This window comes from Pseudomonas azotoformans (genome assembly GCF_900103345.1).
GTDB classification, from domain to species: domain Bacteria; phylum Pseudomonadota; class Gammaproteobacteria; order Pseudomonadales; family Pseudomonadaceae; genus Aquipseudomonas; species Aquipseudomonas azotoformans.
In genome coordinates, this window is sequence record NZ_LT629702.1 from 6057431 (window position 1) to 6071522 (window position 14092).

Sequence of the window (14092 nt, forward strand, 5' to 3'; positions counted from 1 at the left end):
TGTCAAAGGTCGAAAGTGAACCGTCAGTCACTTTCCAACTATTGGTCTGGTGAATGATCACGCTTGTCACATTGCTCGTGTACCGCAAGAGTGGGCGGACTAGAGCGTTTTGCGTGGGCTTGGCCTAGAATTGGCCATCTGTTTGCCACGCCTCGGAGACCCCATGACGCCTGCATTGGACCTGTTGAAAAAAGTTCGCGCCGAACATCGAATTCACAGTTACGAACATGATCCCAAGGCGGCTTCATATGGGCTGGAGGCCGCGGAAAAATTGGGCCTGGACCCTGCGCAGGTGTTCAAGACCTTGCTGGCCAGCAGCGAGAAGGGCGAATTGTTGGTGGCGGTGGTGCCAGTCGTCGGAAGTCTGGATCTGAAAGCCCTGGCGCATGCGGCAGGCGTCAAGAAAGTCGAAATGGCCGACCCGGCGGCCGCTCAACGTTCCACTGGCTATCTATTAGGCGGCATCAGCCCGTTGGGGCAGAAGAAACGATTGCGCACGTTTATCGATGTGACAGCGCAGCCGTTTGCGACGATTTTTGTGAGTGCGGGGAGGAGGGGCTTGGAGGTTGAATTGCCAGCGGCGGTGCTGGCTGAGCATACCCAGGCCAAGTTCGCGGAAATTGGCCGGGCATGACGAGGTTTTATACCGGGCTGTAGCGTCGTACGCCGGATTCGACTGGAGGGATGTGTGCGGCCGTGCTGCCTGACGCCTGGAACAACACCAGGTGTTCGGCGGCCACCCGAATGCCCACATCCGCACCGACCTGATGATCGGCATGACTCGGGAAAATCGACTCCAGCTGCGCGCCGGTCGGCAGCTGCAGGCGGTACAGCGTCGATGCGCCGAGGAAGGTCTTGCCGACGATCCGCGCTTTCAATCCGCTGTCCGGCGCGTAGACGATGTCATCCGGACGCAGCAGCACATCCACCGCACCGCCGGTGGGCCAGGTGTAGGCGCGGTTGCCGCGCAACTCACCCAGCTCGGTGCTGACCGATTCCGGCGAGCTCAACTGGCCGCGAATGAAGTAGCCCTGGCCGATAAAGCTGGCGACGTAGGGCGTCTGCGGCTCGTGATAAAGGTTGTAGGGCGTGTCCCACTGCTCAAGACGGCCCTCTTTGAACACGCCGACCTGGTCGCTGACGGCGAAGGCTTCTTCCTGGTCATGGGTGACCAGGATTGCGCTGGTGCCGCGGGCCTTGAGGATGTCACGCACCTCGTGGCTGAGCTTGCGTCGCAACTCGCCATCCAGGTTGGAGAAGGGCTCATCCAGCAACAGCAAGGCCGGTTCTGGCGCCAAGGCCCGGGCGAGGGCGACGCGTTGTTGCTGGCCGCCGGACAGCTCATGGGGGAAGCGCTTGCCCAGGTTCTTCAGGTTTACCAGCTCCAGCAACTCGGCGACTACGCGGTCTTTTTGCGGGTGCTTGCGAATGCCGAAGGCAATGTTGTCGGCCACGCTCAGGTGAGGAAACAGCGCGTAGTCCTGGAACACCATGCCGATGCGACGTTTCTCAGGGGCCAGGGTGAACCCGGCACTGGAGATCACTTCGCCGGCCAGGCTGATTTCACCTTCGTGCACCGGCTCAAACCCGGCAATCGCTCGTAGGGTGGTGGTCTTGCCGCAGCCCGAGGAGCCTAGCAGGCAACCGATGTCGCCGGCATTGAGGTGCAGGTTGAGGTTCTGTACCACCCGTTGATCTTGATAGCCGCATGCCAGGTTGCGCAGGTTCAGCAGTAATGAATGGCTCATGCGTGGTGGTACGACGGTGGGACGAGGAATTCGAGCAGGGCCTTTTGTGCATGCAGGCGGTTTTCAGCCTGGTCCCAGGCGACCGAGCGTGGGTCGTCGAGCAGGTCGGTGCTGATCTCTTCTCCACGGTGGGCCGGCAGGCAGTGCATGAACAGTACATCAGGCGCGGCCAGGTCGAGCAGGGCGCGGGTCACCTGATACGGGGCGAACAGGGCCAGGCGCTTGGCGGTCTCGTCTTCCTGGCCCATGGAGGTCCAGACGTCGGTGCTTACCAGGTGCGCACCGATCACCGCGTCACGCGGGTCGCGAACCAGGATCACGCGGTCGCCGGCCTGCTCCAGGAAGCGCGCGTCAGGCTCGTAGCCTTCCGGGCATGCAACGCGCAATTGGAAGTCGAATTGGATGGCGGCTTCTATATAGCTGTTGCACATGTTGTTGCCGTCGCCGATCCAGGCCACGGTCTTGCCCTGGATCGATCCACGGTGTTCAAGGAAGGTTTGCATGTCAGCCAGCAACTGGCACGGGTGCAGGTCATCGGACAGGCCGTTGATCACGGGTACACGGGAGTTGGCGGAAAATTCGGTCACGGTGCTATGGGCAAAGGTACGGATCATCACGGCATCGAGCATGCTCGACATCACTTTCGCGCTGTCGGCGATCGGCTCGCCACGGCCCAGTTGGGTGTCGCGCGAGGACAGGAAGATAGCCTGGCCACCCAGTTGGATCATGCCGGCTTCGAACGACACACGGGTGCGGGTCGACGACTTCTCGAAGATCATGCCGAGCACGCGGTTTTTCAAAGGCTCGAACAGTACGCCGCGGTTACGCAGGTCTTTAAGCTCAATGCCTCGACGGATCACGCTGACCAGCTCTTCGGGCGTGCAATCCATCAGGGAGAGAAAGTGCCTTGCGCTCATCATTAACTACCTTTTTGCAACAGACCGCAGATACTCAAAGCCTTGTTTATTGTGACAACGGGCGAGACCTGCGGCGAAAGCCGCACGGGGCGACGAAATAGGGGAAGGCGCGATCTTATAATTAAATGTCGCGTCTTACCAATAGGGCTACGGTTTTTAAGGGTGTTCAAGCAGGGCGCCGAAGCGCTTTTGAAGACGATTTCCAGACAGCAGCGGGCCATTTGTACACTGGCGCCGAGACCTTTTGCAATGCGCGGAGACGGGCGCAGACCAGGCAGCGTCGGTTTCAGAGGCTATATGCCGGGCTTTGAAACATTTGCTCACGCTTGCCTATGGCTTGGCCTGATGCTGGTCGATTCACGGGGCGAACGTTGGTGGCGCCCCTGCCGCTCCCGGCCCATAGTGGGATCAAAGCCCCTATAAAAGAGACTGGCCATGACCAAGACTCTCCACCACCGTGCCTGCCATCTGTGTGAAGCCATTTGTGGCCTGACCCTGGAAACCACCCAGGCCGACGACGGCAGCCTGGCGATCACCTCGATCAAGGGGGATCCGCTGGATACATTCAGTCGCGGGCATATCTGCCCCAAGGCCGTGGCGCTGCAGGATATCCAGAATGACCCCGACCGCCTGCACCAACCGATGCTGCGGGTGGGCAGTGAATGGCAGCCGATCGCGTGGGAAGACGCCTTTATGCTTGTAGCTGAGCGGCTGGCAGGCATTCAGGCGCGGCACGGGCAGAATGCGGTGGCGGTGTATCAAGGCAATCCCAGCGTGCACAACTACGGGTTGATGACCCACAGCAATTACTTCCTGGGCCAGTTGAAGACGCGCAATCGGTTTTCCGCCACCTCGGTGGACCAATTACCGCATCACCTCACCAGTTACCTCATGTACGGCCATGGCCTGTTGTTGCCGATCCCCGACATTGATCACACCGACTTCATGCTGATCCTGGGCGGCAACCCACTGGCGTCCAACGGCAGCATCATGACCGTGCCCGATGTGGAGAAGCGCCTCAAGGCGATCCAGGCGCGGGGTGGCAAAGTGGTGGTGGTCGATCCACGGCGCAGCGAGACGGCGGCGATGGCCGACCAGCACCTGTTCGTGCGCCCCGGCGGTGACGCGGCGTTGCTGTTCGGGATACTCAACACGTTGTTTACCGAGAATCTGACCCGCGCCAGCCATCTGCCGGTTACAGGTCTTGAGGACGTCCGTCGTGCCATTGCCGGGTTTACCGCCGAGGCCATGAGCCGTCAATGTGCGGTGCCTGCCGAACAGATTCGCCAGCTGGCGCGGGACTTCGCTGCCGCTGATAAAGCGGTGTGTTATGGACGCATGGGGGTGTCGACCCAGGCGTTCGGCACGCTGTGCCATTGGCTGGTGCAGTTGATAAATCTGGTGACGGGCAATCTGGACCGCGTGGGTGGTGCGCTGTGCACCACGCCAGCGGTGGATCTGGTGGCATCCACCGGGGGCGGGCATTTCAATCGTTGGCAGAGTCGGGTGTCCGGGCGCCCGGAGTACGGCGGCGAGCTTCCGGTGTCAGCATTGGCCGAAGAAATGCTCACCGAAGGTGAAGGGCAAATCCGCGCCTTGGTGACGGTGGCGGGCAACCCGGTGTTGTCGACACCCAACGGCCGGCAGTTGGAACAAGCCCTTGACGGCTTGGAGTTCATGGTCAGCATCGACCTCTATATCAACGAAACCACGCGCTATGCCGACCTGATCCTGCCGTCCACTTCGGCGCTGGAGAATGATCACTACGACACTACCTTCAACATGTTCGCGGTGCGCAATGTCACCCGCTTCAATCGGGCGATTCTGCCCAAGCCTGCGGGCGCGCTGCATGACTGGGAGATTTTTGTCGGCCTGGCCAAGGCGTTTGCCGCACAAACTGGCGCGGTGCTCAAGCCGACCATGCCACCTGCGCAGATGATCGATTTCGGGCTACGTGCGGGAGTGTACGGTGATGCGTCCAGCCATAAGTTGTCGGTGGCGATGCTGGCGGATCATCCCCATGGCGTGGACCTGGGGCCGCTGCAGCCCAATCTCGCCGCTCGGTTGAAAACCGTTGATGGCATGGTACAAGCAGCGCCGGCGGTGATTCTTGCCGATCTGGCACGTTTTGCCGCGCAGCCGGTGCCGGTGGCTGACGAATTGCTGCTGATCGGCCGCCGCCACGTGCGCAGTAATAATTCCTGGATGCACAACTACCATCGGCTGGTGAAAGGCAAGCCGCGTCATCAATTGTTCATGCACCCCGATGACCTGGCCAGTCGGCAGTTGCACGATGGCCAGCGGGTGCGTGTGAGTTCGCGCATCGGCATGATTGAAGTGGAAGTCTTGGCCAGCCTGGACATGATGCCCGGTGTAGTCAGCCTGCCGCATGGTTGGGGCCATGGGCGCCCGGGCGTGCAGATGACGATTGCCAGCGGGCAGCCAGGGGCCAGTGCCAATGACTTGACCGATGAACGGCAGTTGGATGAGCTGTCGGGCAATGCCGCACTCAATGGCGTTCCGGTGCAGGTCGCAGCGGCCTGAGCACCACGCTGGAATTTTGCGTTACAATGCGCCACCGTGCCGACCTGTGAGTCGCAAAGTTCCAGCCGAGGTGTTCCATGGATATCATCGAAACGATCAAAGAGCAGATTGCCAACAACACCATTCTGCTTTACATGAAGGGCGCGCCAAACGCTCCTCAGTGCGGTTTCTCCGCGAAGGCATCCCAGGCCATCATGGCGTGCGGCGAGAAGTTCGCTTACGTGGATATCCTGCAAAACCCGGAAATCCGCGCCAACTTGCCGAAGTACGCCAACTGGCCGACCTTCCCACAACTGTGGGTTGCCGGTGAGCTGGTCGGCGGCAGTGACATCATCGTTGAGATGGCGGCTGATGGTTCGTTGCAAGCGCTGATCAAAGAAGCAGCGGCAAATGCGGCGGCCAAGACCGACGCGTGATTCGCTTGCAATAAAAAGCCCCGCTTCTCGTGAGAGAGCGGGGCTTTTTTGCTTCTACTGTAGGAGCGAGCTTGCTCGCGAAGAGCCTGAGAGCGCCGCGATAAATCAGGACCGCTGCGTTATCGTTGGCATTCTTCGCGAGCAAGCTCGCTCCTACAGAAAACGGGGTTACTCGCCCATCTGCGATTGCAGGTAGTTTTCCAGGCTGACCTTGTCGATCAGGCCCAGTTGGGTTTCCAGCCAGTCGATGTGCTCTTCCTGGTCTTCCAGAATGTCTTCCAGCAGTTCACGGCTGCCGAAGTCGCTCTTGATTTCGCAGTGAGCAATAGCGGCCTTGAGGTCGCTGTGGCTCTTGCGCTCAAAGCCAAGGTCACTGCCGAGCATCTCCTTGGTGTCCTCGCCGATGTTCAGCTTGCCCAGGTCCTGCACGTTCGGCAGGCCTTCCAGGAACAGGATGCGCTTGATCAGCGCGTCCGCGTCCTTCATGGCCTTGATCGATTCCTTGTATTCACGCTTGCCCAGCTTTTCCAGGCCCCAATCGTCATACATGCGCGCATGCAGAAAGTACTGATTGATCGCGACCAGTTCATTGGCAAGGATTTTGTTGAGTTGCTGGATGACTGAGATGTCGCCTTTCATGACTGGGGTCCTGCCCTGTAATAGCTGTGTATAAGGCGGAGTTTGAGCGGCAGAATCCCTAGTGTCAAACCTAAGTTATTGAATAATAAATGAAAATTAATCGGAATAAGAATGTTTGTGTTCCGCGTCTTAGCGCTAACTTATTGAATTGCGGGCATAAAAAAACCGGACACTAAGTCCGGTTCTTTAAAACATGCCAATCAGGCGTGTGTAAATTCTGCTGAATAGGGGAGAGCGGCCTGAGCGGTCTGCAGCTGTGTCAGTGTTTCCCGTACCACTTGCTTGGCCAGGCAAGCACATTTGCCACACTGGCTGGCAACGCCGGTAGCTTCACGCACTTCCTTGTAGCTGCAGCAACCTTCATAGATTGCTTCGCGGATTTTTCCGTCGGTGACGCCAGTACAGAGGCACACATACATAAGGGAGAACCATCGCGGGTTTAAGGCTTAAGTGCGGTGGATCTTAATGTTAACGAGAATGATTGTCAAAGTAGAATCGTAGGGTATTCGCTGGCACCGTGCCCGCACTGACGAACGGTTTTTTCAGTGTATGATGGTCGGTCTTCACGAAGCGTGACTGCGTCACAGGGCTGTCGCTTATTAACGGCAGACTCAGGGCCGGTCCTTTTACTTCAATCGTCACCCTCACATCAGGAGATAACCAATGAGCGTACTCGTCGGCAAACAAGCCCCGGATTTCGACGTACCTGCCGTCCTCGGCAATGGCGAAATCGTAGACAGCTTCAAACTGTCTGAAGCCATCAAAGGCAAATACGGCCTGGTGTTCTTCTACCCGCTGGACTTCACCTTCGTCTGCCCTTCGGAGCTGATCGCTCTGGACCACCGCATGGACGATTTCAAGGCGCGCAACGTTGAAGTGGTAGCTGTTTCCATCGACTCCCATTTCACTCACAACGCCTGGCGCAACACCGCCATCAATGATGGCGGCATCGGCAAAGTCAAATACACCATGGCTGCCGACATGAAGCACGACATCGCCAAGGCCTACGACGTTGAGTCCGAAGGCGGCGTGGCCTTCCGTGGCGCGTTCCTGATCGACGACAAAGGCGTGGTTCGCTCCCAGATCATCAACGACCTGCCACTGGGTCGTAACATGGAAGAGCTGATCCGTCTGGTCGACGCCCTTCAATTCCACGAAGAGCACGGCGAAGTCTGCCCTGCCAACTGGAAAAAAGGCGACAAAGGCATGAACGCTTCGCCGGAAGGTGTTGCGGCTTACCTGACCGAGAACGCTGGCAAGCTGTAAGCCAGAATCTGGGTACAAAAAAACCGGCCTGTGATAGGGCCGGTTTTTTTATGTGTGGGATATGACCTCTGTGGTGAGCGGGCTCACCACAACAAGTCGACTCTCCACACAAGCTTTGCTCAATCGTTGAAGTCTTCCCAGCCGCCCATCTGCTTCCAGCGGTTGACGATGCCGCAGAACAGCTCGGCGGTCTTCTCCGTGTCGTAGCGGGCCGAGTGGGCCTCGCGACCGTCAAAGTCGATACCGGCCGCCTGGCAGGCTTTCGCCAGCACCGTCTGGCCATACGCGAGCCCGGCGAGGGTCGCGGTGTCAAAGCTGGAGAACGGGTGAAACGGGTTGCGCTTCATGTCCAACCGCGCCACGGCGGCATTCAGGAAGCCCAGGTCAAAGCTGCTGTTGTGGCCGACCAGGATCGCGCGTTTGCAGCCATTGGCCTTCAACGCCTTGCGCACACCACGGAAAATATCGGTCAGTGCCGCTTCTTCACTCACTGCCATGCGCAATGGGTGATCAAGCTTGATCCCGGTGAACTCCAGGGCGGCCGCCTCGATGTTGGCGCCTTCGAACGGCTCGACGCGGAAGAAGTGGGTGTGTTCCGGGAACACAAAACCCTGTTCGTCCATGCCGATAGTCGTCGCGGCGATTTCCAGCAGCGCATCGGTGGCGCAGTTGAAACCACCGGTTTCTACGTCGATGACAACCGGCAAATAGCCGCGAAACCGCTCGGCCATCGGGTGACGGGAGCCGCCACCGCCGTGCTCGTGTTCGTCATCGTAATGGTCTTCACTCACTTGCTTTCCTCCAGCAGGCGCCAGCGCAGTGTTTCACCGGCGCGCAGCGGGATGACAGTCAGCTCGCCAAACGGCAGGCTGGCAGGGGCGGTCCAGTCTTCACGAACCAGGGTAATGCGATCGGTATTCGCCGGCAGGCCATAGAAACGCGGGCCATTGAGGCTGGCGAACCCTTCGAGCTTGTCCAGCGCATTGCGTTGTTCGAACGCTTCAGCGTACAGCTCAATGGCGGCATAGGCAGTGTAGCAACCGGCACAGCCACAAGCGGCTTCTTTGGCATGCTGGGCGTGAGGTGCGGAGTCGGTGCCGAGGAAGAACTTCGGATTGCCGCTGGTCGCCGCATCCAGCAGGGCCACCTGGTGGGTATTGCGCTTGAGGATCGGCAGGCAATAGAAGTGCGGTCGAATCCCGCCCACCAGCATGTGATTGCGGTTGTAAAGCAAGTGATGCGCGGTGATGGTCGCACCGACGTTGGCCGAGGCCTCGGTGACGAACTGCACGGCATCGGCGGTGGTGATGTGCTCGAACACGACCTTGAGGGTCGGGAACAGCTCCACCACGCGACGCATGTGTTCGTCGATGAAGATCTTCTCGCGATCGAACACGTCCACATCGCCACGGGTGACTTCACCGTGGATCAGCAGCGGCATGCCGACTTCTGCCATGGCTTCGATGGCCGGCAGGATCTTGTCGATACTGGTTACGCCGGAGTCGGAGTTAGTGGTGGCGCCGGCCGGGTATAGCTTGGCGGCGTGCACAAAACCACTGGCCTTGGCCTCGCGAATTTCTTCGGGCTGGGTACGGTCGGTGAGGTACAGCACCATCAGCGGTTCGAAGCGACTGCCAGCCGGCCGTGCAGCGAGGATACGCTGGCGGTAGGCATCGGCTTGCTCGGCGTTACGCACCGGAGGTACCAGGTTAGGCATGATGATGGCGCGGCCAAACGTGCGCGCTACATCGGCCACGGTGTGGGGTAACACAGCACCATCGCGAAGATGAATATGCCAGTCGTCGGGACGCAGCAGGGTCAGGCGGTCGGACATTGGGGATTCCAGGCGGGTCAATCTGGGGGGAATGCTACCGGAAAAGACTCTATCAGGCACTCGCTATCAAGTTTTGCAGGATGCAACCGATAGCCTTTTATATGCCTTATCGATGTATGACGCTTTGAAGTGTTGTAGAAACCAGTGGAGCCTCCCGTGCGCCAGCATTATCTAGCCCTGCTCAGTGTGTTCGCCAGCCTGCCCGCGATGGCCCTCACGTTCCAGACACGTCTGGAGAATATCGAGTGGAAGGTGGAAGGCGACCAGTTCGAGTGCCGCCTGACCCAACCGATCACCGACTTCGGTTCGGGTGAGTTCGTGCGCCGGGCGGGTGAGCAGGCAACATTTCGTCTGAAAGCCTATAACGGTTCGCTGGGCGCCGGCTCGGCCACCTTGTTGGCCGCCGCCGCCCCTTGGCAGCCAGGCCGAGGCGATATCAACCTCGGCGCCGTGCGTGCCGGCAGTGGCGATGTGTTGTTCAACAGCTCGCAGGGTCAGGCCGGGCGCCTGTTCACCGGACTGCTGGAAGGGCGTAGTCCGACGGTCCGCCACTACAGCCGTGAAGGCGGCTACTCCGAAATCCGCTTGTTGCCGGTGAAATTCAACAAAGCTTATAACGACTACCAGCTGTGCACCGCCAAGCTGTTGCCGATGAATTACGATCAGGTCAAACAGACCGAAGTCGGATTCCCTGGTGGCGGTATCGAGTTGGACGCGGCCGCCAAGAAGAAACTCGACGTGATTCTTGCGTTCATGAAAGCCGACCCGACGGTCAACCATATCGAGTTGAATGGCCATTCGGACAACAGCGGCAACCGCCTGACCAATCGCGACGTTTCGCGCCGCCGTGGTTTGGCGGTGATGGACTACTTCAAGGCCAACGGTATCCAGGAGTCGCAGATCACCCTGCGCTTCCATGGTGAAAGCTACCCCCTGGCGCCCAACACCAATGCCGCCAACCGGGCGCGCAATCGCCGTGTGAATATCCAGCTTGAGCGCGTGGCAGCTCCCGAAAAACCAGCACCCCAGGCCGCTGGTCCGAGCAACCCAGCGCACACGTCCTGAGGTGCGACCATCGGTCGCCCGTTCGACATAATCTGTCGCTTTATCTGCATTTGCTGTCGCGCCCCTGTAAATTCACGGTTTTGGTCGGTAGAATCGACGCCTTTCCGTACAACCCCGTGGAGTGATGGCATGGCCGACGTAAACAAGGTCGTTCTCGCGTATTCCGGCGGCCTGGACACTTCGGTGATCCTCAAGTGGCTGCAGGATACTTATAACTGTGAAGTGGTGACCTTCACCGCTGACCTGGGTCAGGGCGAAGAGGTCGAACCTGCACGTGCCAAGGCGCAAGCCATGGGCGTGAAAGAGATCTACATTGACGACCTGCGCGAAGAGTTCGTCCGCGATTTCGTCTTCCCGATGTTTCGCGCCAACACCGTCTATGAAGGCGAGTACCTGCTGGGTACCTCCATCGCACGTCCGCTGATCGCCAAGCGCCTGATCGAAATCGCCAACGAAACCGGCGCCGACGCCATTTCCCATGGTGCTACCGGCAAGGGCAACGACCAGGTGCGATTCGAACTGGGTGCCTATGCGCTCAAGCCAGGCGTGAAAGTGATCGCCCCTTGGCGTGAATGGGACCTGCTGTCCCGTGAAAAGCTGATGGATTACGCTGAAAAGCACGCGATCCCGATCGAGCGTCACGGCAAGAAGAAGTCCCCGTACTCGATGGATGCCAACCTGCTGCACATCTCCTATGAAGGCGGCGTGCTGGAAGACACCTGGACCGAGCACGAAGAAGACATGTGGAAATGGACCGTCTCCCCGGAGAACGCTCCAGACAAGCCGCAATACTTGGAACTGACCTACCGCAACGGCGACATTGTCGCGCTGGACGGCGTCGAAATGACCCCGGCCACTGTGCTGGCAACCTTGAACCGTATCGGTGGCGAACACGGTATCGGCCGTCTCGACATCGTCGAGAACCGCTACGTGGGCATGAAGTCCCGTGGTTGCTACGAAACCCCTGGCGGCACCATCATGCTTCGCGCCCACCGGGCCATCGAATCCATCACCCTGGACCGCGAAGTGGCTCACCTCAAAGACGAGCTGATGCCCAAGTATGCCAGTTTGATCTACACCGGGTACTGGTGGAGCCCTGAGCGTCTGATGCTGCAACAGATGATCGATGCTTCCCAGGTGCATGTAAACGGCGTTGTGCGCCTGAAGCTGTACAAGGGCAACGTGATCGTCACCGGTCGCAAGTCCGATGAGTCGCTGTTCGACGCCAACATCGCTACCTTCGAAGAAGATGGCGGCGCCTACAACCAGGCGGACGCAGCAGGCTTTATCAAGTTGAACGCACTGCGCATGCGCATTGCGGCCAACAAAGGTCGCTCGTTGTTCTAAGTCTCAGCCGGTTTTCAAGAATGGCCCCTTATTCAGGGGCCATTTTTTTTGCCTATGGAATTTGTATGGGATTGCGATGTTTATAAATGGTTAAACATTTGTTGATGTTTTTTTGCCGCGCCGTTTTTGAATGCGCCTTCGACGGTGTTGTTGTTGAAAGTTTGTAGGGCGAATGATTTTTTTACACCTGTTTAGGAACTGGTCTTACAGAAGATTCACTCATGAAAGTGAGGTGAATGTATAAACCATGGAATAGTCTGTAGGAATTAAGGGTGTAAGAGGATATGTTAAATGGAACTAAAACAGTCGGACATTTCTTGCCGGTATTCCTTAGCGTGGGGCAGAGGCAATGGGCATTTCCTGAGAGTTGCGTACGGCACGTTTACCCAGCCTCGGATACTCGATGGATATTTCACTCAAAATATGTAAGCCCCCAGAAAGGTCTGAAAGGATCCATAAAACTGGATACATCCGAGTTGGCGTTTTTTTGTAGGGCAATTCCTTTATCGCTGTGGGGTGGGTCTCTGCTTGCTGTTGCTCGGGGGGGAACGCTATGCCAACCAGGAAACGACTAGGCTATTGTGCTTGCTCTAAATAATTCGAACAGCGAAATTGGACTTTCTCATGAATAAAGTGCTGATCGTGGATGATCATCCCGTCATTCGTCTTGCTGTGCGTATGCTAATGGAGCGTCATGGTTATGAGGTCGTTGCCGAGACCGATAACGGTGTCGATGCATTGCAACTTGCACGGGAGCATATGCCGGACATTGTCATACTGGATATTGGGATTCCCAAACTTGATGGGCTGGAAGTTATTTGCCGGCTGTCTTCTACCAAACAATCGGTGCCCTTCAAGGTGTTGGTGCTGACGTCCCAGGCCCCTGGCCATTTTTCCATGCGTTGCATGCAGGCAGGCGCTGCCGGCTACGTGTGCAAGCAACAGGATCTGACCGAATTGCTGAGTGCGATCAAGGCGGTATTGTCGGGTTATAGCTATTTCCCGAATCAGGCGCTCAACTCTGTGCGCTCCACCATGGGCAACGCCAGCGAGGCCGATATGGTCGAGCGCCTGTCGGGTCGGGAAATGATGGTATTGCAGCAATTGGCTCGAGGCCGGACCAACAAGGAGATTGCCGATGGCATGTTCCTCAGCAACAAGACCGTCAGCACCTACAAGACACGTTTGCTGCTCAAGCTCAACGCCCGCTCCCTTGTGGACCTGATCGAACTGGCCCAGCGTAACGGTCTGGTATAGAGGAGGACGCTGCACAGCGCTTTGGGTAACCGGCAGAAAAAAGCCTCCGTGAGGGAGGCTTCCGGCCGTCGACCGCTCGATCAGAGATCAAAGTCGTAATCGGCCAGCTGTTTTTGCAAGCGTCGTTCTTCCAGAAGATTGTCGATGGTGCGGCGTTTGCTCAAATTGGTCTTGGCAACCTCTAACACAGGTGCCTCTGTTCCATCGTCATCCGACTCAACGAGGTCGTCTTCCACTTCCAGTTGTTCTTTGCCAGTGCTCATAAGGTTCACTCCGGGCTAAGACTGCCGTTGGCGCTCCTTATAACGATAAACCATGATCGGGTAAAAAAGATTTTTTCAATCGCTTGATCGAAAAAACCAATGATCCCTCAATCGTCGGACGTCTTGTCCTTGTATTCGCACAGGTCTTCGATACGACAGCTGCCGCAGCGCGGCCTGCGGGCCTGGCAAACGTAGCGCCCATGAAGGATCAGCCAGTGGTGAGAATCCAGCAGATAGGGCTTGGGTACAAACTTCATCAACTGCTTTTCGACCTCAACCACGTTCTTCCCACGGGCAATGCCGGTTCTGTTGCTGACCCGGAAGATATGGGTGTCCACCGCCATCGTCAGTTGCCGGAACGCGGTGTTGAGCACCACATTGGCAGTTTTACGACCCACCCCTGGCAGGGCTTCCAAAGCTTCACGGGTTTGTGGCACTTCACTACCATGCAGTTCCACCAGCAGGCGGCAAGTCTCGATAACATTCTTGGCCTTGCTGTTGTAGAGGCCGATTGTCTTGATGTACTCGGACAACCCTTCCACACCCAGGGCATAGATCGCTTCCGGTGTGTTCGCCACGGGATACAGCTTGGCCGTGGCCTTGTTGACGCCAACGTCGGTGGATTGGGCCGACAGGATCACCGCAATCAGCAACTCGAATGGCGAAGAGTAGGCCAGTTCGGTCTTGGGTTCCGGATTGTCTTCGTGAAGCCTGCGGAAGATTTCCAGGCGTTTTGCGGCGTTCATTGGGCGGTGGGTTCCTTGCAGACGGTCGGCGGGATTGTATCAACACACAT

Annotated in this window: 15 protein-coding genes and 1 pseudogene; 7 read left to right on the forward strand and 9 right to left on the reverse strand. The window is 57.9% G+C overall.

The genetic code is table 11. From position 1 onward, the window contains the following. Nucleotides 1–163 precede the first annotated feature (163 nt). Nucleotides 164–634, forward strand: coding sequence for a Cys-tRNA(Pro) deacylase (ybaK, locus tag BLR69_RS27410; protein ID WP_034096128.1), 471 nt, complete (start codon nt 164–166; stop codon nt 632–634). 7 nt (nt 635–641) lie between these two features. On the opposite strand, the gene BLR69_RS27415 is transcribed toward ybaK, so the two are convergent. Both BLR69_RS27415 and argF read right to left on the reverse strand, forming a co-directional pair. Further along, nucleotides 642–1748, reverse strand: coding sequence for an ABC transporter ATP-binding protein (locus tag BLR69_RS27415; RefSeq protein ID WP_071492684.1), 1107 nt, complete (start codon nt 1746–1748; stop codon nt 642–644). Next, entirely contained in the window at nt 1745–2665 is a 921-nt protein-coding gene (gene argF, locus BLR69_RS27420) for an ornithine carbamoyltransferase (protein ID WP_071492683.1), read from the reverse strand. The genes BLR69_RS27415 and argF overlap by 4 nt, the downstream gene beginning before the upstream one ends. A 435-nt stretch (nt 2666–3100) precedes the next feature. On the opposite strand from argF, the gene BLR69_RS27430 reads away from it, so the two are divergent. Both BLR69_RS27430 and grxD read left to right on the forward strand, forming a co-directional pair. After that, entirely contained in the window at nt 3101–5209 is a 2109-nt protein-coding gene (locus BLR69_RS27430) for a molybdopterin oxidoreductase family protein (RefSeq protein WP_071492682.1), read from the forward strand. Between the two features lie 77 nt (nt 5210–5286). Continuing rightward, nucleotides 5287–5625: a Grx4 family monothiol glutaredoxin gene (grxD, locus tag BLR69_RS27435; protein WP_065906770.1), complete on the forward strand. Its 339-nt coding sequence runs from the start codon at nt 5287–5289 to the stop codon at nt 5623–5625. A 55-nt stretch (nt 5626–5680) separates the two neighbouring features. On the opposite strand, the pseudogene BLR69_RS31260 reads toward grxD, so the two are convergent. The 3 genes and pseudogenes from BLR69_RS31260 to BLR69_RS27445 all read right to left on the reverse strand — a co-directional run. Then, nucleotides 5681–5770, reverse strand: a pseudogene (locus BLR69_RS31260) (outer membrane lipoprotein carrier protein LolA); the annotation flags it as partial. Nucleotides 5771–5793: 23 nt separating this feature from the next. Next, nucleotides 5794–6264, reverse strand: a complete 471-nt coding sequence (gene bfr, locus BLR69_RS27440) for a bacterioferritin (RefSeq protein WP_071492681.1) — start codon at nt 6262–6264, stop codon at nt 5794–5796. 200 nt (nt 6265–6464) lie between these two features. Beyond that, nucleotides 6465–6683, reverse strand: coding sequence for a bacterioferritin-associated ferredoxin (locus tag BLR69_RS27445; RefSeq protein ID WP_058423779.1), 219 nt, complete (start codon nt 6681–6683; stop codon nt 6465–6467). Between the two features lie 244 nt (nt 6684–6927). Between BLR69_RS27445 and BLR69_RS27450 the strand changes: the two genes are divergently transcribed. Continuing rightward, nucleotides 6928–7530, forward strand: coding sequence for a peroxiredoxin (locus BLR69_RS27450; protein WP_003172097.1), 603 nt, complete (start codon nt 6928–6930; stop codon nt 7528–7530). 119 nt (nt 7531–7649) lie between these two features. Here the strand turns inward: BLR69_RS27450 and rnt are convergent, their stop codons facing one another. Together rnt and pyrC are read right to left on the reverse strand one after the other, a co-directional pair. Then, on the reverse strand, nt 7650–8321 hold the full coding sequence (gene rnt, locus BLR69_RS27455) for a ribonuclease T (protein ID WP_071492680.1): 672 nt from the start codon (nt 8319–8321) through the stop codon (nt 7650–7652). Continuing rightward, entirely contained in the window at nt 8318–9364 is a 1047-nt protein-coding gene (gene pyrC, locus BLR69_RS27460; RefSeq protein WP_071492679.1) for a dihydroorotase, read from the reverse strand. The genes rnt and pyrC overlap by 4 nt, the downstream gene beginning before the upstream one ends. Nucleotides 9365–9520: 156 nt before the next feature. On the opposite strand from pyrC, the gene BLR69_RS27465 reads away from it, so the two are divergent. From BLR69_RS27465 to BLR69_RS27475, 3 genes are all read left to right on the forward strand, one after another. Continuing rightward, nucleotides 9521–10429: a flagellar protein MotY gene (locus BLR69_RS27465; RefSeq protein ID WP_071492678.1), complete on the forward strand. Its 909-nt coding sequence runs from the start codon at nt 9521–9523 to the stop codon at nt 10427–10429. A 129-nt stretch (nt 10430–10558) separates the two neighbouring features. Continuing rightward, on the forward strand, nt 10559–11776 hold the full coding sequence (locus BLR69_RS27470) for an argininosuccinate synthase (protein ID WP_010212738.1): 1218 nt from the start codon (nt 10559–10561) through the stop codon (nt 11774–11776). A 624-nt stretch (nt 11777–12400) separates the two neighbouring features. Continuing rightward, nucleotides 12401–13033, forward strand: coding sequence for a response regulator transcription factor (locus tag BLR69_RS27475; protein ID WP_058423776.1), 633 nt, complete (start codon nt 12401–12403; stop codon nt 13031–13033). Between the two features lie 80 nt (nt 13034–13113). On the opposite strand, the gene BLR69_RS27480 is transcribed toward BLR69_RS27475, so the two are convergent. After that, complete coding sequence (locus BLR69_RS27480) at nt 13114–13296, reverse strand: PA3496 family putative envelope integrity protein (protein ID WP_071492677.1); 183 nt, start codon at nt 13294–13296, stop codon at nt 13114–13116. Between the two features lie 107 nt (nt 13297–13403). Further along, the gene (gene nth / locus BLR69_RS27485) at nt 13404–14042 is read right to left on the reverse strand and encodes an endonuclease III (protein ID WP_071492676.1); all 639 of its coding nucleotides are present in this window, start codon (nt 14040–14042) and stop codon (nt 13404–13406) included. Nucleotides 14043–14092: the final 50 nt, after the last annotated feature.

Excerpts from the sequence above, each read along its gene's own strand:
- ybaK (WP_034096128.1), top strand. The coding sequence starts at position 164 with ATGACGCCTGCATTGGACCTGTTGAAAAAAGTTCGCGCCGAACATCGA.
- BLR69_RS27415 (WP_071492684.1), bottom strand. The coding sequence starts at position 1,748 with ATGAGCCATTCATTACTGCTGAACCTGCGCAACCTGGCATGCGGCTAT.
- argF (WP_071492683.1), bottom strand. The coding sequence starts at position 2,665 with ATGAGCGCAAGGCACTTTCTCTCCCTGATGGATTGCACGCCCGAAGAG.
- BLR69_RS27430 (WP_071492682.1), top strand. The coding sequence starts at position 3,101 with ATGACCAAGACTCTCCACCACCGTGCCTGCCATCTGTGTGAAGCCATT.
- grxD (WP_065906770.1), top strand. The coding sequence starts at position 5,287 with ATGGATATCATCGAAACGATCAAAGAGCAGATTGCCAACAACACCATT.
- bfr (WP_071492681.1), bottom strand. The coding sequence starts at position 6,264 with ATGAAAGGCGACATCTCAGTCATCCAGCAACTCAACAAAATCCTTGCC.
- BLR69_RS27445 (WP_058423779.1), bottom strand. The coding sequence starts at position 6,683 with ATGTATGTGTGCCTCTGTACTGGCGTCACCGACGGAAAAATCCGCGAA.
- BLR69_RS27450 (WP_003172097.1), top strand. The coding sequence starts at position 6,928 with ATGAGCGTACTCGTCGGCAAACAAGCCCCGGATTTCGACGTACCTGCC.
- pyrC (WP_071492679.1), bottom strand. The coding sequence starts at position 9,364 with ATGTCCGACCGCCTGACCCTGCTGCGTCCCGACGACTGGCATATTCAT.
- BLR69_RS27470 (WP_010212738.1), top strand. The coding sequence starts at position 10,559 with ATGGCCGACGTAAACAAGGTCGTTCTCGCGTATTCCGGCGGCCTGGAC.
- BLR69_RS27475 (WP_058423776.1), top strand. The coding sequence starts at position 12,401 with ATGAATAAAGTGCTGATCGTGGATGATCATCCCGTCATTCGTCTTGCT.
- BLR69_RS27480 (WP_071492677.1), bottom strand. The coding sequence starts at position 13,296 with ATGAGCACTGGCAAAGAACAACTGGAAGTGGAAGACGACCTCGTTGAG.
- nth (WP_071492676.1), bottom strand. The coding sequence starts at position 14,042 with ATGAACGCCGCAAAACGCCTGGAAATCTTCCGCAGGCTTCACGAAGAC.